The organism is Streptomyces sp. NPDC050548 (genome assembly GCF_044457385.1).
In the GTDB taxonomy this organism is placed as follows: Bacteria; Actinomycetota; Actinomycetes; order Streptomycetales; family Streptomycetaceae; genus Streptomyces.
On sequence record NZ_JBITGV010000005.1, the window covers coordinates 64,158 to 88,580 of the forward strand.

Consider the following 24,423-nt stretch of genomic DNA (forward strand, 5'->3'; position numbering starts at 1 on the left):
CCAGCCTGCGCCGACGCACCGTCCGGGGGCCACTTCTGTTGCCGAAGCGGCAAAATGGGGCCGCGAAAAATGAGGTGCGGCGGATGCCGTCGGTCGCCGAGCATGCCCGTATGGACGACGTGCTGCTGGAACGCTTCATCGAAGACGGGTTCGTGAAGATCGCGGGCGCCTTCCCGCCGCGCGTCGCCGCCGACTGCGCGCGGCTGCTGTGGCGGGAGACGGGCTACGATCCGGACGACCCCGGCACCTGGAAGGACCCCGTGGTCTGGGTACCGGGCATGGGGCAGGGCCCGTTCGCCGCGGCCGCCAACTCCCCCGCCCTGCACGAGGCGTTCGACCTCCTGGTCGGCGAGGGACGCTGGGCGACGCGCTATGGCCTGGGCGCCTTCCCGCTGCGCTTCCCGCACGAGGACGAACCCGACGACGCCGGCTGGCACATCGACGGGAGCTACACCCCCGAGGGCGAGACCTGGGGATACGTCAATCTGCGCTCGCGGGACCGCGCGCTGCTGATGCTGTTCCTGTTCACCGAGGTGGCCGAGGACAACGCCCCGACCCGCATCCGCGTCGGCTCGCACCTCGACGTACCGCCGCTCCTGGAACCGTACGGCGAGGCGGGGGTGTCCGGTCTGGAGATCGCCCCCCGACTGGTCGAGGCCACCGCCCACCGCCCGCTCGCGTACGCCACCGGCAGCCCCGGCGACGTGTACCTGTGCCACCCCTTCCTGGTGCACGCGGCCCAGCCGAACCACGGCACGCGTCCTCGTTTTCTGGCGCAGCCGCCGTTGGACCCGGCGGTCCCCTACGAGCTGGACCGCCCCGACGGCGACTACTCGGCGGTGGAGTTCGCGATCCGCCGGGGTCTGTCCAACGAGGGCCGACCCCCGCGCCCCTGAGGGGCGCGGGGAACTGCGCGACCAGCCACATACGGCCCGCAGCCAAGAACGGACCTACAGCGGCGGGTACGCGTTCGCCATCAGCTGCTGGAACTGCGCCGAGAACCAGTGCCCGGACAGCGGGGCGTTCGGCAGCGCGCCCGACATGTTGTTGCCGTTGCGGGCGTTGCCCGTGTACGTCGGGTCGCACATGCGGTCGAAGCCCTTGCCCTCGTCGTTGGCGATGGCCGTGCTGGAACCGTCCGACTCACCCGGCGGCTTCATCCACACATAGGCGTCGATCCCGGTCGCGGGGGCGGCCTGCGGACGCTCACCGAGACCGGCTCCGGACTGGTTGCACCAGTTGCCGACCTGGATGCGTCGGTCGTAGCGACCGCCGTCGACGTACGTGTCCACACTGGTCGTCGCTCCGGGACCGGTGGGCCGGGCCGAGCCGCCCCAGCCGTTGCGGGAGGTGTCGATCAGCATGCCGATACCGGAGTTGAAGCCCACGGACACCAACTGGTTGCGGAACGCCTGGGCGTACGACAGCTCGTCGACGTAGCGGTTCCAGTCGACCCACTTGGACTGCCGCACGGAGACACCGTTGACGCTGTCGTTGATGGTGAAGTTGTTCTCCTTCAGGGCGCTGTAGTTGGCCGTGTTGGTGATGAAGCCGGCCACGTCGTTCACGGTCGCGCCCTCGGCGTTGGCGGCCTGGTAGAAGAGGTTGGCGGCGGGCGCGAAGTTGTCGTCCCAGCCGAGCCAGCCGTGGTGGCCGGCGTCGATGTAGTTGTAGACGTTGGGGATCGCGCCGAGCTTGTTCAGCGCGTAGCCGACGCCCTTCACGTAGTTGCCGTTGGCGAGCATGGTGTCGCACTGCGGGGTGGCGGTGGCCTTGCTGCCGGTGTTGGTCACGAGGTTGGGCAGCGAGTCGATCTCGATCGTGGTGACGATCCGCAGCGAGGCGTACTTGCTGTCGGCGAGGATCGCGGCGATCGGGTCGATGAACTCGGTCTCGTAGCGGCCGATTTCGGTCGGGCCGAGTTCGCCGTTGGAGGCGAGGGCCGCGCAGTCGCGTCCGGGCAGGTCGTAGACGACGAGCTGGACGACCTCTTGGCCGGTGCCCTTCTGGGCGAGCGCCGCGTCGAGATGGGCGCGCAGGCCCATGCCGCCGTTGACGCCGTTGATGGCGGCGATGCGGTCGAGCCATACGCCGGTGGGCTGGTTGGAGATCCGGCTGCCGCCCGTCTCGGCGGCGGCCTTCGCGGACCACTCCGGGTTCACATAGACCTTGGCGCCGGCGTACGGGTTGTCGACCCGCGTGCCGGGATCGGTGCCGCCACCGCCGCCTCCCCCACCGCTGCCGTCGTCGACGTTGCAGGTCACGCCGTCGAGGGTGAAGGCGGTCGGGAGCGCGTTGGTGCCGCTGTAGGAGGCGTTGAAGCCGAAGCTGACCGAACTCCCGGTCGGCAGGCTCGCGTTGTAGGTCTCGTTGGCCGCCGTGACGGCGGTCCCGCTCTGGCTGATCTTCGCGTTCCAGCCGCTGGTGACCTTCTGGTTGCCGGCGTACGACCACTTCACGGCCCAACTCGACTTGGCGGCCGAGTTGTTGGTGATCGTGACGGCGGCGGTGAAGCCGGTGTCCCACTGGTTCTGCACCTTGTAGTCGACGCTGCACGGGATCGCGGCGATGCCGACGTCCGAGGAGGGGGTGACGGCGACCGCCGTCCCCGAGGCCCCGGCGACGAGCACCAAGGCAGCGAGCAACGCTGTTCTGGTACGGCTCATGAGTGCGGGTTCCCTTGTCTGGTAAGGAAGTTGGTTGCGGGTGCTGTGGTGTGCGCTGTTCGGTGTGTGCTGTTGATGTGCGCTGTCGGTGTGCGGGGGCGCTTATCCGTTGAGGGCGCGCAGGTGGTCGCGCAGCCCGATGCCGTACGCGGTGGGCGTACCGGTGTAGTCGGAGATCAGCGACGGACCGGCGGAACAGTCCCAGGTGTTCCAGGTCCAGCCGAGATACGAGAGCCCGCGGTCGTCGAACCACTTCATGACCTGGTCGACGAAGGCGTGCGAGCAGGTGTTCTCGCCGATCTCCCCTGCCACCAGCGGCACTTGGGCCGCGACGGGGGCGAGGGTGGAGTTCCAGCAGCTCTCGCTCGCGCAGGTGTTGAAGTTGTACACGTGGTACGCGGCGACGAGATTGCCGGTCGGATCGGTGGGCTTGTAGGCCAGCCACTGACTCAGGTCGTTCGAGTACGCGAGTCCACCGGCCATGATCACGTTCTTGGCGCCGGTCGACCGTACGGCGTCGACGAGATCCTGCATACCGGCGACCTCATACCCGATGCCGGGGCAGGTGCCGCCGTCCCGCCAGCACTGCCACGCCTGGGTGGTCGTGGACGTCGCGCGGTCCGGATACGGCTCGTTGAACAGGTCGAACGCGACGGCCTGGTCCGCCTTGAAGGTGCTGGCGACCGAGGACCAGAACGACGGGGTGTACTGCGCGTCGGGCATCGGTTTCTGGCAGGTGGCGTGTACGTCGGAGCAGCCCGCCGAGTTGCCGGTGTACTGGCCGTAGGTCCAGTGCAGTTCGACGATCGGGGTCATGCCGTGCGCCTCGACCTTCGCCACCAGGTCCTTGACGGCGGCGATGTAGTTGGCGCCCGCGTACTCGGGCTTGATGTTCGAAAGGCCCAGCCAGCACTCCTCGTTGAGGGGAATGCGGACCACGTCGGCCTTCCAGTCGGCGATCGCCGCGACGGCCGCGTCGTCCACCGGGCCGTCCCAGATGCCGTAGCCCTGCACGCACATGAACTCGCCGCCGGACCGGTTGACGCCGAGCAGGCGCCGGTTGGTGCCGCCGGCGTCCACGAGCTTGTTCCCGGAGACGTGCAGCGCGGGCGCGCTGCCGCCGGGCGGCGGTGAGGTCGGAGGCGGCGAGGTCGGTGGTGTCGGCTCCGAATCGACGTTGCAGGTCGTGCCGTTGAGCTTGAACGCGGACGGTACGGCGTTGCTCCCGGACCAGTTGGCGAGGAAGCCGGCGCTCACGCTCGCGCCGGTGCCCAACGAGCCGTTCCAGCTCTCGTTGGTCGCGGTGACCGTCGTGGCGGACTGGGACCACTTGGCGTTCCAGCCCTGGGTGACCTTCTGGCCGCCGGCGAAGTCGAAGCTCAGGCTCCAACTGCTCACCGGTGCCATGTTGTTGGTGATCTGCACTGCGCCCTGGAATCCGGTGTCCCACTGGCTGGTGACCGAGTACTCCACCGTGCACGCGGGGGTGGCGCCGGACGCCGTGACCACCGGAACGACCATGGCCCCGACAAGGGCGGTCGCGCCGGCGACGGCTAAAAGGATTGAACGCGGGGGGTGTCGCATGAGCGACTCCTTGCAGCTCGGGCGCGTCGCAAGGACGCGTCGACTGACGGAATCGCTCCCACTGGTGTCCAGGAAGGTAGCGCCAAGTGACGGTAAAGGACAGGGGAGTCACAGACTTTCGCCGACTTTCCCTCGACCCACGCCTGTCGAATCTTTTCGACTCCGTAAGCACCTTGACGGCTCTCACCCCCGTCCCCACGATGGGAGCGCTCCCACTGGTTCAAGGCTTGTTGCTGCTCCGCCCCCACCCCTCCGAGCCGCAAGGAGGAACCAGCACATGCACCCCAGAAGGAGACGCCGTTTGACGCGGCGACTGTGGACCGCTGTCGTGGCGGCCCTCGCACTTCCCGTCTCGATGCTCGCGACGGGCACAACTCCCGCTCAGGCGGCGACAGTTCAGTGCAGCGTGGACTACAAGACCAATGACTGGGGCTCCGGCTTCACCGCGGATCTGACCCTCACCAACCGGGGTACGGACGCGATCAACGGCTGGACCCTGACCTATGCCTACGCGGGCAACCAGAAGCTCAGCAACGGCTGGAACGGCACCTGGTCCCAGTCCGGCGGCGCCGTCACGGTGACGAACGCGTCGTACAACGGGACGATCGCCGCGGGCGCGGCCGTCTCGACCGGCGCGCAGTTCAGCTACAGCGGGACGAACACCGCGCCCGCCTCGTTCGCGATCAACGGCACCACCTGCGTCGGCGCCCATCAGCCGCCGATCACGGTGCTGACCAGCCCGAGCGCGGGCGCGATCTACACGCAGGGGGCGGCGATCCCGCTCGCGGCGACCGCGGCGGCGGCCGACAACGCGACGATCAGCAAGGTCGAGTTCTACGACGACACCACGCTGCTCGGCACGGACACGACATCGCCGTACTCGCTCTCGACCTCTGGTTTGACCGTGGGCAGTCATTCGCTGGTGGCGAAGGCGTACGACAGCCTGGGCGCCTCCGGCACGTCCGCGCCGGTCGGCATCACGGTCGCCTCGGGACCCGCGATCGTGGCCTCGCCGACCCAACTGGGCGTCCAGCAGGGGAAGTCGGGCACGTACGCGGTGTCGCTGTCCTCGCAGCCGGCGTCGAACGTGACCGTGACGACGACGCGAGCAAGCGGCAACACCGGGTTGTCGGTCACCGGCGGCGCGTCGCTCGTCTTCACGCCGTCGAACTGGAGCACCGCGCAGACGGTGACCCTCACGGCCGACGCGTCCGGCACCGGTTCGGCGTCCTTCGACTCGACGGCGACGGGGTTCACCAAGGCGACGGTCACGGCGACGGAACTGGCGGCGGCGAACGCGTACGACGCCCGCTTCCTGGACCTCTACGGCAAGATCACCAACCCGGCGAACGGCTACTTCTCGCCCCAGGGCATCCCCTACCACTCGGTGGAGACCCTGATCGTCGAGGCACCGGACCAGGGGCACGAGACGACGTCGGAGGCGTACAGCTATCTGCTGTGGCTGCAGGCGATGTACGGCAAGGTGACGGGCGACTGGTCGAAGTTCAACGGTGCCTGGGCTCTCATGGAGAAGTACATGATCCCGACCCACGCCGACCAGCCGACGAACTCCTTCTACAACGCCTCGAAACCGGCGACGTACGCGCCCGAGCTGGACACGCCGAACGAGTATCCGGCGAAGCTCGACACCTCGGTGCCGGTGGGATCGGATCCGATCGCCGGTGAACTGAAGACCGCATACGGTACGGACGATGTCTACGGTATGCACTGGCTGGAGGACGTCGACAACACCTACGGCTACGGCGACACACCGGGTGGCGGGTGCGAGGCGGGGCCGACGGCGAGCGGGCCGTCGTACATCAACACCTTCCAGCGCGGAGCGCAGGAGTCGGTGTGGGAGACGGTGCCGCAGCCGACCTGCGACGCCTTCAAGTACGGGGGTACGAACGGGTACTTGGACCTGTTCACCGGTGACTCCTCGTACGCCGAGCAGTGGAAGTACACCGATGCCCCGGACGCCGACGCGCGTGCTGTGCAGGCCGCGTACTGGGCCGACACCTGGGCCAAGGAGCAGGGCAAGGGCGGTGACGTCTCGGCGACCGTCGGCAAGGCGGCCAAGATGGGCGACTATCTGCGGTACGCCATGTACGACAAATACTTCAAGAAAATCGGCAACTGTGTCGGGCCGTCCACCTGCCCGGCCGGCACCGGCAAGGACGCCTCGGACTATCTGCTGTCCTGGTACTACGCGTGGGGCGGCGCGAACGACAGCAGCGCGGGCTGGGCGTGGCGCATCGGGTCCAGCCATGTGCACGGGGGCTATCAGAACCCCCTGGCCGCCTACGCGTTGAGTTCGTACGCGGACCTGAAGCCCAAGTCCGCGACGGGCGCGGCGGATTGGGGTACCTCGCTGACCCGGCAGCTGGAGTTCTACCGCTGGCTGCAGTCGAGTGAGGGTGCCATCGCCGGTGGGGCGACGAACAGTTGGCAGGGGCGGTACGCGAGTCCACCGGCCGGGACGTCGACGTTCTACGGCATGTACTACGACCAGCAGCCCGTCTACCACGACCCGCCGTCCAACCAGTGGTTCGGCTTCCAGGCGTGGTCGATGGAGCGGGTCGCCGAGTACTACCAGCAGACGGGGAACGCGAGCGCGAAGGCGGTTCTCGACAAGTGGGTGGCGTGGGCGCTGTCCAAGACCACGGTCAACCCGGACGGCACGTATCTGATCCCCTCGACGTTGCAGTGGTCGGGGCAGCCCGACACGTGGAACGCGTCAAGTCCCGGTGCGAACGCGGGACTTCATGTCACGGTCGCCGACTACACGAACGACGTGGGCGTGGCCGCCGCGTATGCCAAGACGTTGACGTACTACGCCGCGAAGTCCGGTTCCGCTGCGGCGAAGACGACGGCGAAGGCGCTGTTGGACGGCATGTGGAGCAACTACCAGGACAGTCTGGGCATCGCCGTTCCGGAGACCCGCGCGGACTACAACCGGTTCGACGACAGTGTGTATGTGCCGAGCGGGTGGAGCGGGACGATGCCGAACGGGGACGCGGTCAACTCCGCTTCCACGTTCGCCTCGTTGAGGTCCTTCTACAAGAACGATCCGGCGTGGTCGAAGATCCAGAGCTATCTGGCGGGCGGGGCCGCGCCTGTCTTCACGTATCACCGGTTCTGGGCGCAGGCGGATGTCGCGTTGGCCATGGGGTCGTATGCGGAGCTTCTTGAATAGCTCAGCTTGGTAGGTGGTTCTTAGGCTGCGGGTCCATTGTGGCTGGTCGCGCAGTTCCCCGCGCCCCAAAGGGGCGCTGCCGCCGGGCGGCCCCCACCCGCACTGGGGGTCGCCCGGCGCTCGTGTCTCCCCCTCTTCATGAGAGGACCCCATCGTGCGAAGAACCCGAATTCTCCTGGCCGTTGTGGCGCTCGCGGCCGGCTTGCTGGCGGGCAGCCCTTCCGCCCTCGCCGCGAACGCGCCGAACGTGGCGCTCGCGGCCGACACCTACACCTGGCACAACGCCCGGATCGACGGGGGCGGGTTCGTGCCCGGCGTCGTCTTCAATCGGAAGGAGAAGAACCTCGCCTACGCCCGTACCGACATCGGCGGTGCCTATCGGTGGCAGGAGGCGACGAAGACCTGGACGCCGTTGCTGGACTCGGTCGGGTGGGACGAGTGGGGGCACACCGGGGTGGTGAGTCTCGCGTCCGACGCGATCGACCCGAACAAGGTGTACGCGGCCGTCGGCACGTATACGAACAGCTGGGATCCCACGAACGGGGCCGTGCTCAGGTCGGCGGACCGGGGCGCGAGTTGGCAGAAGACCGATCTGCCGTTCAAGCTCGGCGGGAACATGCCGGGGCGCGGTACGGGCGAGCGGCTGGCGGTCGATCCGAACAAGGACAGCGTGCTGTATCTGGGCGCGCCCAGCGGAAAGGGTCTGTGGCGGTCGACTGACTCCGGCGCGACCTGGTCGCAGGTGACGAACTTCCCGAATGTCGGCAACTATGTGCAGGATCCGACCGACACGAGCGGGTACGCCAGCGACAACCAGGGCATCGTGTGGGTCACCTTCGACGAGTCGACGGGTACGTCCGGCAGCGCGACGAAGACGATCTACGTCGGTGTCGCGGACCAGGCCAACGCCGTGTACCGGTCGACGGACGCGGGCGCGACATGGAGCCGGGTGGCCGGGCAGCCGACGGGGTATCTGGCGCACAAGGGTGTACTGGATGCGGTCAACGGTTATCTGTACATCGCATACAGCGACAAGGGCGGGCCGTACGACGGCGGCAAGGGGCAGTTGTGGCGGTACGCGACCGCGACCGGCACATGGACGAACATCAGTCCGGTCGCGGAGGCCGACACCTACTACGGCTTCAGCGGTCTGACCGTCGACCGGCAGCATCCGGGGACCGTGATGGCGACGGCGTACAGCTCCTGGTGGCCGGACACGCAGATCTTCCGCTCGACGGACAGCGGGGGCAGCTGGACGAAGGCCTGGGACTACACGTCGTATCCCAACCGGTCGAACCGGTTCACCATGGACGTGTCCTCCTCGCCCTGGTTGACCTTCGGGGCGAATCCGTCGCCGCCCGAACAGGCCCCGAAACTCGGCTGGATGACGGAGTCGCTGGAGATCGACCCGTTCGACTCGAACCGCATGATGTACGGCACGGGCGCGACGCTCTTCGGCACGGAGAACCTGACGAACTGGGACAGCGGCGGCCAGTTCACCGTGAAGCCGATGGTGCAGGGTCTGGAGGAGACGGCCGTCAACGACCTCGCCGCTCCCCCGTCCGGCGGGGCCCAACTCCTCAGCGCGCTGGGCGACATCGGCGGGTTCCGGCACACGGATCTCACCAAGGTCCCCCCGATGATGTTCACTTCGCCGAACTTCACCACGACCACGAGCCTCGACTTCGCGGAGACCAACCCCAACACGGTGGTGCGTGTGGGCAATCTGGACTCGGGGCCGCACATCGCGTTCTCGACGGACAACGGCGCCAACTGGTTCGCGGGGACGGATCCTTCGGGTGTCAGCGGGGGTGGGACCGTCGCCGCGGCGGCCGACGGGAGCCGGTTCGTGTGGAGTCCGGCGGGTGCCGGGGTGCAGTACACCGTCGGATTCGGTTCGTCGTGGTCGGCGTCCAGCGGAATTCCGGCGGGCGCGGTCGTCGAGTCGGACCGGGTCGACGCCAAGACCTTCTACGGTTTCAAGTCCGGGAAGTTCTATGTGAGTTCGGACGGCGGGGCGACCTTCACCGCGTCCTCGGCCACCGGGCTGCCCAGCGGGGACAGCGTGCGGTTCAAGGCGCTGCCCGGCGCGAAGGGGGACGTCTGGCTGGCGGGCGGGGCTAGTGACGGGGCGTACGGGCTGTGGCACTCCACGGACGGCGGCGCCACGTTCGCGAAGCTCGCGAACGTCGGCCAGGCCGACACCATCGGCTTCGGCAAGGCGGCGACCGGTGCCTCGTACCAGACGCTCTACACGAGCGCGAAGATCGGCGGCGTGCGCGGCATCTTCCGTTCGACCGACAAGGGAGTGAGCTGGACGCGGATCAACGACGATGCGCACCAGTGGGGTTGGACGGGTGCGGCGATCACCGGTGACCCGCGCGTGTACGGGCGCGTGTACGTGTCGACGAACGGGCGTGGGGTCGTCTACGGCGACTCCTCCGATGCCGGCAGCGGTGGGGGCGGGGGTGGCGGCACCGATCCGACGCCTCCCACGGGCGCCTGCTCGGTCACGTACAGGATCACCAACCAGTGGACGGGCGGCTTCCAGGCCGATGTCCAGGTGACCAACACCGGCTCAACCGCCTGGAACGGCTGGTCACTTGGCTGGTCCTTCGCGGACGGTCAGCAGATCGGCCAACTGTGGAACGCCGACTGGACCCAGGCCGGCGCGACCGTGACGGCGAAGAACGTGAGCTGGAACGGGACGGTGGCCGCGGGTTCGTCGGTGGGGTTCGGGTTCACGGGGAGTTGGTCGGGGGCGAATACGAGGCCGGCGTCGTTCAAGGTGGGTGATCAGGCCTGCGCGGTCGCCTGAGCGGGGCGGAGAGGGCGGCTGCGCGCACCACGGCACGCAGCCGCCTGTCTCAGGCAGTGCGGTCAGGGCGTGTAGACAGTCGGCCGGGGTGCTGTCGCCATCCCGTCGCCGATGTAGAAGCTCGGGTGGGGCGGTTGGTTGTATGCAGTGTTCTGCCAGGCCAGGGCCGTGCGGTACTGGGTGTCGTGGAGCAGGGTGGTGATCCTGGTGGTCGTCTCGTACGGCGTGGAGTAGATCCGTAGCGCCGTGTTGTCCGTGGTGGGCCAGACGACCTCTTCCCGCCAGTCGCCGAGGATGTCCCCGGAGAGGGTCGGGGTCGCCTTGGTGCTGTTGTTGGAGTGGACGTCGGCGCCGGTCAGCAGGCGGGTGTCGGCGGTCGTGCCGTACTTGTCGATGTGGGTGGAGTCGAGGAGTTCGCGCACCGGGTCGCCGTCCCACCAGGACAGGAAGTTGGTGCTGGAGGGCTTGCGGGTGGCCACCACCGTGCCCCGGGGGTTGCGGACGCCGCTCTCCGACGCCGACCAGGACTCGGCGCCGGGGCTGCCCGCCCAGATGTCCCCGGAGACGCCCCGGCCGTTGTCGCCGTTGGCGGGTGTGGACCAGATGATCGCGCCGGTCTTCGCGTCGGCCATCCAGGAGGACGGTTTCGAGGAGTCCTCGTCGACCTTGAACTCCTCCAGGCCCGGGCGGGTGGGGTCGAGGTCGCCGACGTGCAGGGCGTCGCCGTGGCCGTTCTTGGTGGTCCACAGGCCGTAGCCGTTGTCGTCGACGGCCATCGAGCCGTACACGATCTCGTCCTTGCCGTCGCCGTCGACGTCGGCGATCGCCAACTGGTGGTTGCCCTGGGCGTCGTAGCCCTTGCCGGTGTTGGTCGAGGAGTTGGTGTCGAAGGTCCAGCGGCGGGTGAAGGCGCCGCCCCGCCAGTCCCAGGCGGCGATGACCGTGCGTGTGTAGTAGCCGCGCGCCATGATCAGGGAGGGGCGGCTGCCGTCCAAGTAGGCGGTTCCGGCGAGGAATCGGTCGACTCGGTTGCCGTAGGAGTCGCCCCAGGAGGAGACCGTGCCGCGGGCCGGGACGTAGTCGACGGTGCTCATCGCCTTGCCGGTCAGGCCGTCGAACATGGTCAGGTACTCGGGTCCGGACAGGACGTAGCCGCTCGAATTGCGGTAGTCCGCCGCCGAGTTGCCGATGACGGTGCCCGTTCCGTCGACGGTGGCGTCGGCGGTCTTCATGGCGACCTCGGCCTTGCCGTCGCCGTCGTAGTCGTACACCTGGAACTGTGTGTAGTGGGCGCCGGAGCGGATGTTGCGGCCGAGGTCGATGCGCCACAGGCGGGTGCCGTCGAGTTTTACGCCGTCGAGGATGGTGTTTCCGGTGTAGCCGGACTGGGAGTTGTCCTTGGCGTTGGTGGGCTGCCACTTGAGGACGAAGTCGAGCTGTCCGTCGCCGTCGAGGTCGCCGACGGAGGCGTCGTTGGCCTCGTAGGTGTAGGCGACTCCGTCGGGGGTGGTGCCGCCGGCGGGCGGGGTGATGGGGACGTCCTTGTAGCCGGTGCGGAACTGGACGGCGTGGACGGAGTCGGCCTGTTCGACGCCGCCGACGATCGCGCGGACCGTGTAGTCGGCCTGGGCGGGCGCGCCGGCGTGGAAGTAGTTCGTGGAGCCGGTGATCGGGGCGGAGTTGACCTTCGTACCGGCGCGGTAGACGTTGAAGGAGACGGTGTCGGGGTCGGTGCCGAGCCAGCGCCAGCTGACCAGGTTGCCGCTGTCGGTGTGGACGCTGACGACACCGCGGTCGAGGGCCTCGACCTGGCGGGCGGTGGCGGCCTGTGCGGTTCCGCCGGTGGTGAGTCCGGCGAGGACCAGGGCCGCGGCGGCGGTCAGTGCGGAGAGTACGGCCCTTCGTCTGGGGTGTTGGTACGGCGGGCGCACTTGCGGGTGCGGGTAGCTCACGTGACGTACCTCCTGGGAGGACGGACGGGTTCCGTGCCCTCAGTCGCCGCTGCCGGTGAGCAAGTTGCCGTATCTTTCGGCCAGTTCGGCGACCGTGCGGGTGATGCGGTCGCGGAGTTCGGGCGGTGAGAGGACCTCGATGTCCGTGCCGAGGCTCAGGAACTCGCCGTGCGCGTGGTCGACGGACTCGATGGGGACCGACATCAGGGTCCAACCGTCCTGTTCCGGCCGTCCGTCGAGGGGGACGGCCCGGGCGAGGTTCGCGCCGGGTGCGAGCCGGACCACCGCCTCGCTGCGGTAGAGGCGGTCGCGGAAGTCGCGTTGGTGGGCGGTCCAGTACGCGGCGAGGTCGAAGTCGTCGGGGCGGGTGAACTCCTCGTCGGGGTCGGGGGTGGTGAGTTCCAGGATCTGGTCGACGCGGAAGGTGCGCGGGCCGGGACCGGCCACGACATACCAGCGGCCTGCCTTCAGGACGAGCCCGTACGGCTCCAGTCGGCGTTCGACGTCGGTCGGCTCGCGCCAGCGGCGGTAGATGGCATACAGAACGCGGTTGTGCCATACGGCGTCGGCGACCGTATGCAAAAACGGCGTGTCGTCGGCGTCCGCGTACCAGCCCGGCGCGTCCAGATGGAAGCGGCCACTGATGCGGTCGGCGTGCTCGCGCAGCTCCGCCGGCAGGGCCGCGCGCACTTTCAGCTGGGCGGCGGCCAGGACCGGGCCGAGGCCCAGCTCGGCGGCCGGTCCCGGCACCCCCGCGAGGAACAGGGCCTCGGCCTCGTCCGTGGTGAGGCCGGTCAGGCGGGTGCGGTAGCCGTCGAGGAGGCGGTAGCCACCGGCGTGGCCCGCGTCGCCGTACAGCGGGACACCCGCCGCGCTCAAGGCTTCGACGTCCCGGTAGACCGTGCGGACCGAGACCTCCAGGGCCTCGGCGAGCTGGGCGGCGGTCATCCTCCCGCGGGTCTGGAGCAGGAGCAGGATCGAGAGGAGTCTGCTGGACTTCACTGACACAGGATGTCAGTGAAGCGGTCCTAGCGTCCTGTCATGCCTTTCACGGAGAAACTGCTGACCGTGCCACCGCCGATCGAGGTGGCCGGGCGGCGCGTCAAGCGCTACCACGTCACCGCCGACCCGGCCGGGATCGCACCCGAGGTGGAGGCGGCGGCGTACGCGATCCTGCCGGAGTTGCTGCCCGAGCCGGACGGCACTCCGCCGGCGACCTTCGTGGTGCTGCACCGGGGCGGTGACGACGGTGCCTATCTGAACGCGTACAGCTGGGTGTGGGACAACGTCCTGCACTTCCGGGGCGCGTCGGCGGGCCAGCCGGTGCTCGGCTGCCCCGACCTCGACCCCACCCACTTCGTCACCCCCGATCTGCCGTGGATCGGCTGTGTCTGGGAGCTGCCGCCGATCCTGCACGAACGGGACGCCTGGGTACGGCATCTGCTCGCGCCCGAAGTCCCGGACCTAGACGCCTACTTGGCCGACTCCCTGGCGACCGGGACCACTGGAGACCGCTCATGAGCAGCCCGCGCGACTTCGACTTCCTGCACGGCGAGTGGGAGGTCGTGAACCGTCGCCTGACCGACTTCCTCCAACCCGCCAGTGGCTGGGAGGAGTTCACCGGGGTCAGCCACTGCCGGCCGTTCTTCGACGGTGCGGCGAACGTCGACGAGATCGACATGCCGTATCTGGGGTCGAAGGGGCTGACCCTGCGGCTCTTCGACCGGGAGACCGAACAGTGGTCCCTGAACTGGTCGTCGAGCCGCAGCGGGAAGCTGTTCCCGCCGGTGACGGGCCGGTTCGAGGGCGGTCGGGGCGAGTTCTACGGCGACGACACGCACGACGGCAAGGACGTGCGGGTGCGGTTCGTGTGGTCGGGGGTCTTCGCGAGCGGCGCTCGCTGGGAGCAGGCCTTCTCCGTGGACGACGGGGCGAGTTGGATGACCAACTGGACGATGGACTTCACCCGGCCGAAGGCTTCCTGAAGGCCAGGATCGTGAACTCGGGGTCCGGGCGCGGACGTTCCTGGTCCGGCAGCAGTTGCAGTCGCTCGGCGAACCGTTCGGTGAGTGGTTCGCCGGGCGGCAGCATGGTGAACCAGCCGCGTCGCAGGTCCGAGACGGTGCTGCGGGGGCTGCGGCCCTGGCCGTGGCCGCGGAAGCGGGCCGTGCCGGCCGGGTGCAGGCCCTGCCGGGCGGCGTGGGCGCGGACGTGGTCCGGTCGGTCCTGGGCGGGGCGGCGTGGGCGCGGGGCGAGGACGGCGTCGATGTCGCTGCCGACGTCGTGGGCGGCGGCCTTGTCGGCCGTGGTGAGGTACGCCCCGCCCGGTCGCAGCACTCGTGCGCACTCCGCGATGATCGCGGCGGCGTCTTCGGGGCTCGTCACGAGGTGCAGCAGCCAGATGGTGGTGACGGCGTCGAACACCCCGTCGGGGAAGGGCAGTTGGCGGCTGTCGGCGAGGAGTACGGCGCCCGGCAGCCGGGTCGCCGCCGTGCGGGCCATGGCGGGTGCCGCGTCGAGGCCGGTGACCCGCAGGCCGGGGCGGGCGGCGGCCAGGCGACGGGTGACGATGCCGGTGCCGCAGGCCACGTCGAGCAGGGCCCGAGCGTCCCGCGGGACGAGGCCGAGGACGGCTTCGGCAGCGGCGGCGGCACGGGGCTCGCCGCCGCGTGTCGCGTCGTAGGCGCCGGCTTCCTTGTCGTAGTCGAGCACGCGCTGTCCCCCTACCTGTCCCGTGCGGTCAGGCCGCGCCGTGGCCCGGTGCCAAGTCCTCGACTCTGCGGGCGAGTTGGAAGTCGAGGTCGGTGATCGCGCCGCCGACGCTGTGGGTGTTCACGGTGAGGGTGACGGTGTTGTAGCCGAGGGTGAGGTCGGAGTGGTGGTCGAGTTCCTCCTGGACCTGGGCGATGTGGACGACCATCGCGGTGGCCGCGAAGTGGGTGCCGAGCCGGTAGGTGCGAGTGAGGTGATCGGCGTCGGCGGACCAGCCCGGGAGTTCCGCGAGGCGGTCCTCGATCTCCTTCTGCGACAGCGGTGCGACGGGCATGGCCTCGGTCCTTCCTGAGCGGGCGGGTTCCTCTTCGGCCACTTCAGCGTGCCACAGGCAGTGGGCTGCGTGCCTGGTCAGCAGAGTGCCCCGGGGTGGGTTGGGTACGCGGCTCCCCCGGACGGGTTCCTCGGTCCGCTCACGGGCGGGCCGCTTCGACTACGGTCGTGCGTATGACCATCGTCGCGACCGGTACCGACACCTCCGCCGGCAGGGGTGTCGGCCCGTTGCTGCGTGCCTGGCGGGAACGGCGGCGGGTCAGTCAGCTGGAGCTGGCGTTGCGGGCGGACTCCTCGGCCCGGCACATCAGCTTCGTCGAGACGGGACGGTCGCGGCCGAGCGAGGAGATGGTGCTGCGGCTGGCCGAGCATCTGAACGTGCCGGTACGGGAGCGCAACTCCCTGCTGCTGGCGGCCGGTTACGCCCCGCGCTATCCGGAGACCCCGTTGGACGACCCGGCGTTGGGCGCGTTGCGCGAGGGTCTGGAGCGGCTGATCCAGGGCTACGAGCCGTATCCGGCGCTGGTGGTCGACGCCGTCTACACGGTGGTCGCGGCGAACCGGGGCATCACGATGCTGCTGGACGGTGTGCCGGAGTCCCTGCTCCAACCACCGCTGAACGCCATGCGGTTGACGCTGCACCCCGAGGGTCTGGCGCCACGCATCCGCAATCTGGGTGAGTGGCGCGGGCATCTCCTCGCGCAGATGGAGCGGCAGATCGCGCTGCACCGGTCCGAGCCGCTGCGGGCGCTGTACGAGGAGGTCGCCGCGTATCCGGTGCCGGATGCGACCGGCGACGGGGCCGAACCGGCCGCTTCCGTACCGTACTTCGCGCTGCCGCTGCGGATCGAGCACGAGGGCCGGGTGCTGTCGTTCGTCTCCTCCATCTCCACGTTCAACACTCCGATGGATGTGACGGTCTCGGAGCTGGCGATCGAGACGCTCCTCCCGGCCGACCCGGCGACGGCCAAGTACCTTCGCAGGCTGGGGGACTGACGGATGATCACCTCCGAAGCGCTGAGACAACGGCCGGAACATGGCACACTGCCCCCAGACTTCGGCGCGTATGGGGAGGCGTGGCGTGAGTGAACGGCGACCCGCGCCCACCGTGGGTCAAGTAGTGCTGGGCAGAAGGCTCCAGGAGTTGCGCGAGGCGGCCGGCATCAAACGCGAGGAGGCCGCGCAGGTCCTGCGGGTGGCTCCGGCGACCGTACGGCGGATGGAGATGGCCGAGGTCGCGCTGAAAGTGCCGTACGTACAGGTGCTGTTGAGCACGTACGGGGTGGCCGACGAGGAGGCCGACGCGTTCGTCGCGCTCACCGAGGAGGCGAATCAGCCGGGTTGGTGGCAGCGGTTCCACGATGTGCTGCCGGAGTGGTTCAGCCTGTATGTGAGCCTGGAGGGTGCGGCCGGGCTGATCCGTTCGTACGAACCGCACTTCGTGCCGGGCCTCTTGCAGACCGAGGACTACGCGCGGGCCGTGATGGAGGCCGGGACGATCGGGCAGACCGGTCCCGAGACCATCGAGCGGCATGTGTCCCTGCGGATGGCCCGCCAGGGGCTGTTGGAGCGGGACAATCCGCCGCACCTGTGGGTGATCATGGACGAGACGGTGTTGCGGCGTCCGGTGAGCATGCGCGGCGAGGTGATGCGCGAACAGCTGGACAGGCTGCTGGAGTTCGGCGAGCGCGACCGGGTGACGCTCCAGGTCGCGGAGTTCGAGAACGGCCCGCATCCGGGGACGTACGCCCCGTTCTCACTGTTCCGTTTCGCCGAACCGGAGCTGCCCGACATGGTGTTCACCGAGTATCTGACCGGCGCCCTGTATCTGGACTCCCGTACCGAGGTCTCCGCGCATCTGGAGGTCCTCGACCACATGACGGCGCACGCCGCGTCCGCGCAGCGCACCAAGAAGATCCTGCGGGACTACCGCGAGACCTTCTAGCCCGGCCCGGCAGCGCACGGCAGCACACAGCACGGCCCGGCACCCCGACCCGAACTCCAGAGGAGACGACACCGCATGACCGGATCCGAAGCCGCGCCCACCCGTATCGACACCAGCCGGCCGCATCCGGCGCGGGTGTACGACTGGTGGCTCGGCGGCAAGGACAACTACCCGGTGGACGAGGAGCTGGCGCGCCGGATCCTCGCCTCGGACGGCACGGCGGTGCGCGGGGCACGGGCCAACCGGCGGTTCATGCACCGGGCGACACGGGCCGCCGCCGAGGCCGGGATACGTCAGTTCCTGGACATCGGCACCGGCATCCCCACCGAGCCGAACCTGCACCAGGTGGCACAGAGTGTCGCCCCGGACGCGAAGGTCGTGTACGCGGACAACGACCCGATCGTGCTGCGGCACGCGGAGGCCCTGCTGCACGGCGCGCCCGAGGGCAGCACCGAGTATGTGCACGCCGACGTGCGTGACCCGGACACGATCCTGCGGCTGGCCGGCGAGACCCTCGACTTCGCGCAGCCGGTCGCGCTGTCGCTGGTCGCGCTCACCCACTATCTGGGGGACGACCCCGACGGCGACGACGTGTACGGCCTGATCAAGCGGTACGTCGACGTCCTCGCCCCGGGCAGCTACCTGACCCTTTCGCAGGTCGCTCCGGATCTCAGCCCCGAGGCCATCGCCAAGGCGGCCGAGCACTTCCGGCGCAGCGGCACCCCGTTCTACCCGCGCTCGCTGGGCGAGTTCTCGCGCTTCTTCGACGGTCTGGAGCTGCTCGGCCCGGGCGTGATCGCCGTCTACGGCTGGCGTCCCGAGCCGGAGGACGTGGCCGCGCAGGCGGAGGGCATCGTCCCGGTCTACGGCGGGGTCGCCGTCAAGCACTGACCCGTACGGCTGCTGTGAACGGGTGCGCTCCCCTGCCCCGCCCTAGGTTCGACATCACGGGCGAGCAAGGGAGCGCAGGTGACGGACACGTGGACACCGCCCGCCGGGCCGGCCGGGCGCCGTGGGGCAAAGACGAAATATTGTATACAGAATCCTGTAGCCACCTGGGGTGAGGCAATCGACCTCTCCGCCGCCGCACACGTCCACGCGATGGAGGCCTGATGCCCTCGGACGCCGTGCTGTACCAGGCGGCCGCGCTCTGCCTGACCTACCCCGACGACGACTTCCGCGCCCGGCTCCCGCTGCTGCGCGAAGCCGCGCCGCAGCTGCGGGAGTTCGCCGACCACGCGGCCCTCACGCCGCCGCGGGAACTGGCCGCGCACTATGCCGAGGTCTTCGGCCCCGAGAACCGGCACAGCCTGTATCTGAGCCGGTGGCACGGCGGCGGCACCCGTGCGCACGGTATGTCCCTGGTCGGCTTCAAGGAGCTGTACCGCGCGCACGGGCTGGAGTTCACCGGTGAGGAGCTGCCCGACTTCCTGCCCGCGGTCCTGGAGTTCACGTCCCGCACCGGCAATCTCGACCTGCTCACCGAGTACCGCACCGCGCTGGACCGACTCCGCGCCCGGCTGGCCGACTTCGGCACGCCGTACGCGTCCGTCCTGGACGCCGTCTGCGCCACCCTGCCGACCGCGTCCGGCGGGCGGACCGTGAGCTAGGCCGCGCCGCCCTTCGGCTCGCGTTCGTCGTCGACGATCTCCGCGTCGACGACGCCTTCCTCCTCCTGGGGCGAGGTGTGTTCCGTGGGGGTCTCCGTCTGTTCCGTGGGTGACTGCTGGGCGGCCGCCTGGGCGTACATCGCCTGCCCCATCCGCTGGCTGACGGTGGCGAGTTTCTCCACGGCCGCACGCAACTCAGCGGTGTCCGCGTCGTGTTCGAGGAGACCTTTCACCTCCGTGGCCGCCGCCGCGACCTCGGTCCTGGTGTCGGCCGGGATGCGTTCCTCGTTCTCGCGGACGAACTTCTCGGTCTGGTAGACGAGTTGTTCGGCCTGGTTGCGGGTCTCGGCGGCCTCGCGGCGCCTGCGGTCCTCGTCGGCGTACTGTTCGGCCTCGCGCATCATGCGGTCGATGTCGTCCTTGGGGAGCGCGGAGCCGCCGGTGACGGTCATCTTCTGTTCGCGGCCGGTGGCCAGGTCCTTGGCGGAGACGTGCATGATTCCGTTGGCGTCGATGTCGAAGGCGACCTCGATCTGCGGGACCCCGCGCGGGGCGGGCGGCAGGCCGGTGAGGTCGAAGACGCCCAACTTCTTGTTGTACGCGGCGATTTCGCGTTCACCCTGGTAGACCTGGATGCCGACCGAGGGCTGGTTGTCGGTGGCGGTGGTGAAGATCTCCGAACGCCGGGTGGGGATGGTCGTGTTGCGTTCGATGAGCTTCGTCATGATGCCGCCCTTGGTCTCGATGCCCAGGGACAGCGGGGTGACATCGAGGAGCAGGACGTCCTTGACGTCGCCGCGGATGACGCCGGCCTGGAGGGCGGCGCCGACCGCCACGACCTCGTCGGGGTTGACGCCCTTGTGCGGGTCCTTGCCGGTGAGTTCCTTGACGAGGTCGGTGACGGCGGGCATCCGGGTCGAGCCGCCGACGAGGATGACGTGGTCGACGGCGGAGAGTTTGACGCCGGCGTCCTTGACCGCCTGGTGGAAGGGGGTCTTGCAGCGGTCGAGGAGATCGGCGGTGAGTTCCTGGAACTGGGCGCGGGTCAGTTTCTCGTCGAGGTGCATCGGGCCGTCGGCGGAGGCGGTGATGTAGGGGAGGTTGATCGTCGTCTCGGTGGCCGAGGAGAGTTCGATCTTCGCCTTCTCGGCGCCCTCGCGCAGGCGCTGCAGCGCCATCTTGTCCTTGCCGAGGTCGATGCCGTACTGGCCCTGGAACTTCTTGACCAGGTACTCCATGACCCGCTGGTCCCAGTCGTCGCCGCCGAGGTGGGTGTCGCCGTTGGTGGCCTTGACCTCGATGACGCCGTCGCCGATCTCCAGGAGGGAGACGTCGAAGGTGCCGCCGCCGAGGTCGAAGACGAGGACGGTCTGTTCCTCGCCGCGGTCGAGGCCGTAGGCGAGGGCGGCGGCGGTCGGTTCGTTGATGATCCGCAGGACCTTGAGGCCCGCGATCTCGCCGGCCTCCTTGGTGGCCTGGCGCTGGGAGTCGTCGAAGTAGGCGGGGACGGTGATCACCGCGTCGGTGACGTCCTCGCCGAGGTAGGCCTCCGTGTCCCGCTTCAGTTTCTGCAGCACGCGCGCGGACAACTCCTGGGCGCGGTACCGCGTTCCGTCGATGGCGCCCGTGTCCGGGAACCGCCAGTCGGTGTTGCCCATGTGGCGTTTCACCGAGCGCGCGGTGCGCTCGATGTTGGTCACGGCCTGCCGTTTGGCGACCTCGCCGACCAGTACCTCGCCGTTCTTGGCGAAGGCCACGACCGAGGGTGTGGTCCTCGCTCCCTCGGCGTTGGCGACGACCGTCGCCTCCCCGCCCTCCAGCACCGCGACCACCGAGTTCGTGGTCCCCAGATCGATCCCGACCGCTCGTCCCATAGCCGTCCCCTTCCGCCAGGCGCTGCCCGATCTCCAGCACAAAACTTGAGTGGCGGAAAGTCAATGCCGCACCCGTTTTCGGGGTGCGGCATCGAGGTGGGAGCGGGGGCCGGGGTCAGGCGGATTCGACCGTCAGCGTGATCGTCGTACCCGTGAGCGCCTGGCTGACCGGGCAGTTCTTCTTGGCGTCCTCGGCGGCGGCCGCGAAGCCGGCCGCGTCCAGGCCGGGAACCTCACCGCGGACGGTGAGGTGGATGCCGGTGATGCCCTCGCCGGGCTGGAAGGTCACGTCGGCCTTGGTCTCCAGGCGGGTGGGCGGGGTGCCCGCGCCGGTGAGGCCGTGCGACAGCGCCATCGAGAAGCAGCTGGAGTGGGCGGCCGCGATCAGTTCCTCGGGGCTCGTCTTGCCGTTGGCCTCCTCGGCGCGCGACGCCCACGTCACCGGCTGCACACCGATGCCTGACGAGTCGAAGGTGACCTCGCCGCTGCCCTTGATGAGTTCGCCTTCCCAGACGGTGTGTGCGGTGCGCGTGGTAGCCACGGTGATTCCTTTCGAAGCGGATGTCGTTCGAGGCCATCCGATCACATTCCGGTTCAGCGCACCCGGAAGACCGGCCCACGCGGGGTGAACGGCAGGCGAGCACCTTGTGGAATCAGATAGGCGTGCTCGCGCCGCACCCTCAGTACGTCGCACCAGCCGTCGGTGATGACGAGGACGGGCGCGCCCGGCGGGAAGTCGTCGGCGCGGTGCAACAGGTCGATTCCTGGCTGGAGTACGGTGCCGCCGCGGCCGTGCACGCGCACCCGGCCGGCGATGTCGGTGACCGGTACATAGCCCGCGTCGTGCGGGGCCGCGTCGCAGAACACGACCCGGGCGGCCGGTACGTCACGGGCCTCGGCGTACGAGGCGATCGCGCCCAGCGCCTTGCCGAGGAGGGTGCGGTCCATGGAGCCGGAGGTGTCGAGGACGACGCCGAAGGTGCAGCGGGCGACCTCCTCGGGCGGGAAATGGTGGCCCGCGCGCGGGATGTCGGGAGTGGAGGACTGGCGGCGCGAGGGACGGGCGTACGACCGTACGGGCTCCGGGCGGGGTACGAACTCGTCGAACCAGCGGGCGAGTTGGGCGTCCCAGGGCAGGGGCGGATGGCTCAGCGCGCGGATCTCCTCGACCAACCCGCCGGGCAGGAAGCCGCGTTCGTGCCGCTGGTGCAGATCCAGGCCGCGGGCGAGGCCGCGTCGGTAGAACTCGTCGAGGTCGACGTAGTCGCGCGGGCTGCCGAGCGGGCCACCGAGGAGGTCTCCGGTGCCCTTGCCGCGCAGGGTGGCCAGGCGGCGGGTGCGGCGCAGGTCGGCGGTGATGCGGTCGTAGACCTCCTCGGCGGAGAGGTCCTTCAACTCCGGGTCGTACAGCAGGCCTTCGGGCATCGTGCCGATGTCCATCTCGCGCAGCCAGCCGTTGATGACGTAGTCGGCGGCGACGTTGAAGAGGAACGGGTCGCGGGTGCCGCAGCGGTCGCCGTGGCGCAGGGCGGCGTGCAGCATCTCGTGGGCGAGGACGAACCGCCATTCCTCGTCGTCGAACTGACGCAGCGGGTTGATGTAGATCTCGGCGGCCTCGGTGTCGACGGCGGCGACGGAGATGCCGTGGGCGCGGGCGAGTTCGGCGTCGGCGACGAGGGTGATACCGGCCGCGATGCCGCCGAGCAGCGGGTAGTTGGAGACGAACCAGCTCAGGGCGCGCTCCCAGGGGTGCAGCCGGGTCGGGCCGCCGTACATCGAGTCGCGGCGGCCGCCGGCGAGGTCCATGGCGACGGACATGGTCCGGGTGAGGGCGCTCGCGAAGGCGATCTGCCAGTCCACGGGGGTCCCGGGCCAGCCCTGCCACGGTACGAGCCGCTGGTCGGGGTCGCTGCCCGCCGTACCGCAGTGTTCGTAGGCGGCCGGGATGCCGTCGCGGCGCCAGCGGGCCGCGAGTTGTTCCTCGTCACCCGAGGGGTAGGCGGCGGGCAGGTTCTCGGGGGTGCGGCCGATGGGGAAGGTGAGCAGGAAGCGGTTGACGACGACGCAGCGGGCCGCGAGGTCGAAGCGGTCGGGCTGTTCGCGCTCGCCCTTCGCACCGGGTACGTGGCCGAAGCCGAGGTGGATGAGCGCGTGCGCGATCGCCCAGGCCCATTCGGCGGGTTCGGCGAGCCGGGTGGGGTGCGCGTGGAGATACCCGTTGGAGTTGACCAGTACGAGCCCGTCGCGTGGCGCGGCCCGGCAGTCCTCCTCCCGGCACAGCTCGAAGTCGATCGCGGCGAGCGCGGGGTTGGCCCACACGAGCTTCAGTCCGGCCGCGAACGCCTCGGTCGCCGGGTCGGGTTTCTTCTTCTCAGGGCCCTTCTTGCGGGTACGGCTCACGGGCCGACCTCCGGCACGGGAGCGGGCCGAAGCGGTGCCCTCGTGGAGCCGGGCGCGAGCGCCGTCCGCGCCCAGGTGATGCCGAACTCCCCTGCCATGACGGCCTGTTCACCGCCGCGTCGGCGGCCCCGGGCGCGGCACAGGCCCGATGGTGCGACCCGGCGCCGACGACCGGGGCCGCCCCGAGCCCGGGGCTCACCGAACTGCCTTGCCATGACGGCCCGTTCACTACCCCACCTCATCGGCGCGCCTCCACCAGCCGGGGCATGTCCCGGGCCGCCTCCACCAGGAACCAGGCCGGGAGGACCGGGTTGCCGTCGTCGTCCGAGGCGATGACGCTCTGGGCCACCTCGACGGAGATCTCGGCGAGTTGGACGAGGAGGGACTTGGCGCGGTACGCGGTCTGGCGGCCGTTGGCCGACAAGTGGTCCTTGCTGGCGGGGAGTTCCTTGATGAGGCGGCCCCGGAAGGACTCCGCGAGGTAGTAGAGGAGGTCGCGGTCCTCGGTGCGGTTCGGCCAGCGGGCGTCGCCCTTGAGGACGGCCTCGATGCCGAAGCGGCTGCGCACGATCTTGACGTAGCCGCAGAACGCGACCGCGTGGGCGGGCGTCAGCGTGCCGTGCGCGACGACCTTGAGGGTGTCCTCGTCGAGGTCGGGTCCGAAGGAGCCCAGCGCGTCGGAGAGCATGTGCCAGGAGCGGGGCGTGGAGAAGGGCTCCTCGGTCTTCGGCGGCTTGGACCACAGGTGGTCGGGGCGGTCGGTGAGGTGGTCGAGGATCCACGGGTGGATGCCGTTGGCGGCGGCCCACGTGAGCCAGTCCTTCGGGGACGCCTCCAGGTGGACGTGGGTGAGCCGGTTGATCAGTGCGGAGGCGATCGGGCGGGCCAGCGCGTTGTCGGTCGCGCGGTTGCCGGCGCCGATCACGATGGAGCCCTTGGGGAGTTCGTAGTTCCCGATGCGGCGGTCCAGGATCAGCGAGTAGAACGCCTTCTGCACATCCGGTGTGGCCGCGTTGAGTTCGTCCAGGAACAGGCAGTACGGCTCGTCGCGCGCGATGGCCTCCGGCGGGCAGAACACCGACCGTCCGTCACGGATCTGCGGTACACCGATCAGGTCCTCGGGCGCGAGCTGCGTACCGAGCAGGCTGACGCACTCCAGCCCCAACGACTGGGCGAACTCCCTTACCAGGGACGACTTTCCGATGCCGGGCGCGCCCCAGAGGAAGACGGGGCGGACGGTCGCGAGACCCAGCAGCAGTTCGGGGATCCGGGCGGGAGTGACGGTGACGGCAGCCTGCAAAACAGCGGCTCCTGAAGGAGGTTCGAGGTGGGG

Annotated in this window: 19 protein-coding genes; 9 read left to right on the top strand and 10 right to left on the bottom strand. The window is 69.4% G+C overall.

Annotated features, from left to right (window positions below):
- The first annotated feature begins 110 nt into the window (after nt 1-110).
- Nucleotides 111-896 (top strand): phytanoyl-CoA dioxygenase family protein, encoded by a 786-nt coding sequence (locus tag ACIBJH_RS15955; protein ID WP_399117436.1) that lies wholly within the window; start codon nt 111-113, stop codon nt 894-896.
- Between the two features lie 54 nt (nt 897-950).
- On the opposite strand, the gene ACIBJH_RS15960 is transcribed toward ACIBJH_RS15955, so the two are convergent.
- Both ACIBJH_RS15960 and ACIBJH_RS15965 read right to left on the bottom strand, forming a co-directional pair.
- The gene (locus ACIBJH_RS15960; RefSeq protein WP_399117437.1) at nt 951-2,666 is read right to left on the bottom strand and encodes a glycoside hydrolase family 6 protein; all 1,716 of its coding nucleotides are present in this window, start codon (nt 2,664-2,666) and stop codon (nt 951-953) included.
- A gap of 102 nt (nt 2,667-2,768) precedes the next feature.
- Nucleotides 2,769-4,250 carry a cellulase family glycosylhydrolase gene (locus tag ACIBJH_RS15965; protein ID WP_399117438.1) on the bottom strand — a complete coding sequence of 494 codons (1,482 nt, stop codon included), beginning with the start codon at nt 4,248-4,250 and terminating at the stop codon, nt 2,769-2,771.
- A 277-nt stretch (nt 4,251-4,527) separates the two neighbouring features.
- Between ACIBJH_RS15965 and ACIBJH_RS15970 the strand changes: the two genes are divergently transcribed.
- The gene (locus tag ACIBJH_RS15970; protein WP_399117439.1) at nt 4,528-7,446 is read left to right on the top strand and encodes a glycoside hydrolase family 48 protein; all 2,919 of its coding nucleotides are present in this window, start codon (nt 4,528-4,530) and stop codon (nt 7,444-7,446) included.
- Between the two features lie 154 nt (nt 7,447-7,600).
- Nucleotides 7,601-10,264 (top strand): cellulose binding domain-containing protein, encoded by a 2,664-nt coding sequence (locus ACIBJH_RS15975; RefSeq protein ID WP_399117440.1) that lies wholly within the window; start codon nt 7,601-7,603, stop codon nt 10,262-10,264.
- A gap of 62 nt (nt 10,265-10,326) precedes the next feature.
- Here the strand turns inward: ACIBJH_RS15975 and ACIBJH_RS15980 are convergent, their stop codons facing one another.
- Complete coding sequence (locus tag ACIBJH_RS15980) at nt 10,327-12,216, bottom strand: rhamnogalacturonan lyase (protein ID WP_399117441.1); 1,890 nt, start codon at nt 12,214-12,216, stop codon at nt 10,327-10,329.
- 39 nt (nt 12,217-12,255) lie between these two features.
- Nucleotides 12,256-13,218, bottom strand: coding sequence for a helix-turn-helix transcriptional regulator (locus ACIBJH_RS15985; protein WP_399117442.1), 963 nt, complete (start codon nt 13,216-13,218; stop codon nt 12,256-12,258).
- Nucleotides 13,219-13,257: 39 nt separating this feature from the next.
- Between ACIBJH_RS15985 and ACIBJH_RS15990 the strand changes: the two genes are divergently transcribed.
- Nucleotides 13,258-13,737 carry a hypothetical protein gene (locus ACIBJH_RS15990; protein WP_399117443.1) on the top strand — a complete coding sequence of 160 codons (480 nt, stop codon included), beginning with the start codon at nt 13,258-13,260 and terminating at the stop codon, nt 13,735-13,737.
- Nucleotides 13,734-14,201: a hypothetical protein gene (locus ACIBJH_RS15995; protein ID WP_399117445.1), complete on the top strand. Its 468-nt coding sequence runs from the start codon at nt 13,734-13,736 to the stop codon at nt 14,199-14,201. Before ACIBJH_RS15990 ends, ACIBJH_RS15995 begins: the two co-directional genes overlap by 4 nt.
- On the opposite strand, the gene ACIBJH_RS16000 is transcribed toward ACIBJH_RS15995, so the two are convergent.
- Together ACIBJH_RS16000 and ACIBJH_RS16005 are read right to left on the bottom strand one after the other, a co-directional pair.
- Nucleotides 14,179-14,928, bottom strand: coding sequence for a class I SAM-dependent methyltransferase (locus tag ACIBJH_RS16000; RefSeq protein ID WP_399117446.1), 750 nt, complete (start codon nt 14,926-14,928; stop codon nt 14,179-14,181). The two genes, ACIBJH_RS15995 and ACIBJH_RS16000, sit on opposite strands and share 23 nt — an antisense overlap.
- 28 nt (nt 14,929-14,956) lie before the next feature.
- Nucleotides 14,957-15,262 (bottom strand): 4a-hydroxytetrahydrobiopterin dehydratase, encoded by a 306-nt coding sequence (locus ACIBJH_RS16005; RefSeq protein WP_399117447.1) that lies wholly within the window; start codon nt 15,260-15,262, stop codon nt 14,957-14,959.
- A 173-nt stretch (nt 15,263-15,435) separates the two neighbouring features.
- On the opposite strand from ACIBJH_RS16005, the gene ACIBJH_RS16010 reads away from it, so the two are divergent.
- The 4 genes from ACIBJH_RS16010 (at nt 15,436) to narJ (ending at nt 18,816) form a co-directional block, all read left to right on the top strand.
- The gene (locus ACIBJH_RS16010; protein ID WP_399117448.1) at nt 15,436-16,257 is read left to right on the top strand and encodes a helix-turn-helix domain-containing protein; all 822 of its coding nucleotides are present in this window, start codon (nt 15,436-15,438) and stop codon (nt 16,255-16,257) included.
- Nucleotides 16,258-16,342: 85 nt separating this feature from the next.
- Entirely contained in the window at nt 16,343-17,206 is an 864-nt protein-coding gene (locus ACIBJH_RS16015; protein ID WP_399117449.1) for a helix-turn-helix domain-containing protein, read from the top strand.
- Between the two features lie 75 nt (nt 17,207-17,281).
- Nucleotides 17,282-18,097, top strand: coding sequence for an SAM-dependent methyltransferase (locus ACIBJH_RS16020; RefSeq protein WP_399117451.1), 816 nt, complete (start codon nt 17,282-17,284; stop codon nt 18,095-18,097).
- A gap of 221 nt (nt 18,098-18,318) precedes the next feature.
- On the top strand, nt 18,319-18,816 hold the full coding sequence (gene narJ, locus ACIBJH_RS16025) for a nitrate reductase molybdenum cofactor assembly chaperone (protein ID WP_399117452.1): 498 nt from the start codon (nt 18,319-18,321) through the stop codon (nt 18,814-18,816).
- Here the strand turns inward: narJ and dnaK are convergent.
- From dnaK to ACIBJH_RS16045, 4 genes are all read right to left on the bottom strand, one after another.
- Complete coding sequence (dnaK, locus tag ACIBJH_RS16030) at nt 18,813-20,690, bottom strand: molecular chaperone DnaK (RefSeq protein ID WP_399117454.1); 1,878 nt, start codon at nt 20,688-20,690, stop codon at nt 18,813-18,815. The two genes, narJ and dnaK, sit on opposite strands and share 4 nt — an antisense overlap.
- Before the next feature lie 115 nt (nt 20,691-20,805).
- Nucleotides 20,806-21,231, bottom strand: coding sequence for an OsmC family peroxiredoxin (locus ACIBJH_RS16035; RefSeq protein WP_019071354.1), 426 nt, complete (start codon nt 21,229-21,231; stop codon nt 20,806-20,808).
- 53 nt (nt 21,232-21,284) lie between these two features.
- Nucleotides 21,285-23,090, bottom strand: coding sequence for a hypothetical protein (locus ACIBJH_RS16040; RefSeq protein WP_399117456.1), 1,806 nt, complete (start codon nt 23,088-23,090; stop codon nt 21,285-21,287).
- 238 nt (nt 23,091-23,328) lie between these two features.
- On the bottom strand, nt 23,329-24,390 hold the full coding sequence (locus ACIBJH_RS16045; protein ID WP_399117457.1) for an ATP-binding protein: 1,062 nt from the start codon (nt 24,388-24,390) through the stop codon (nt 23,329-23,331).
- Nucleotides 24,391-24,423: the final 33 nt, after the last annotated feature.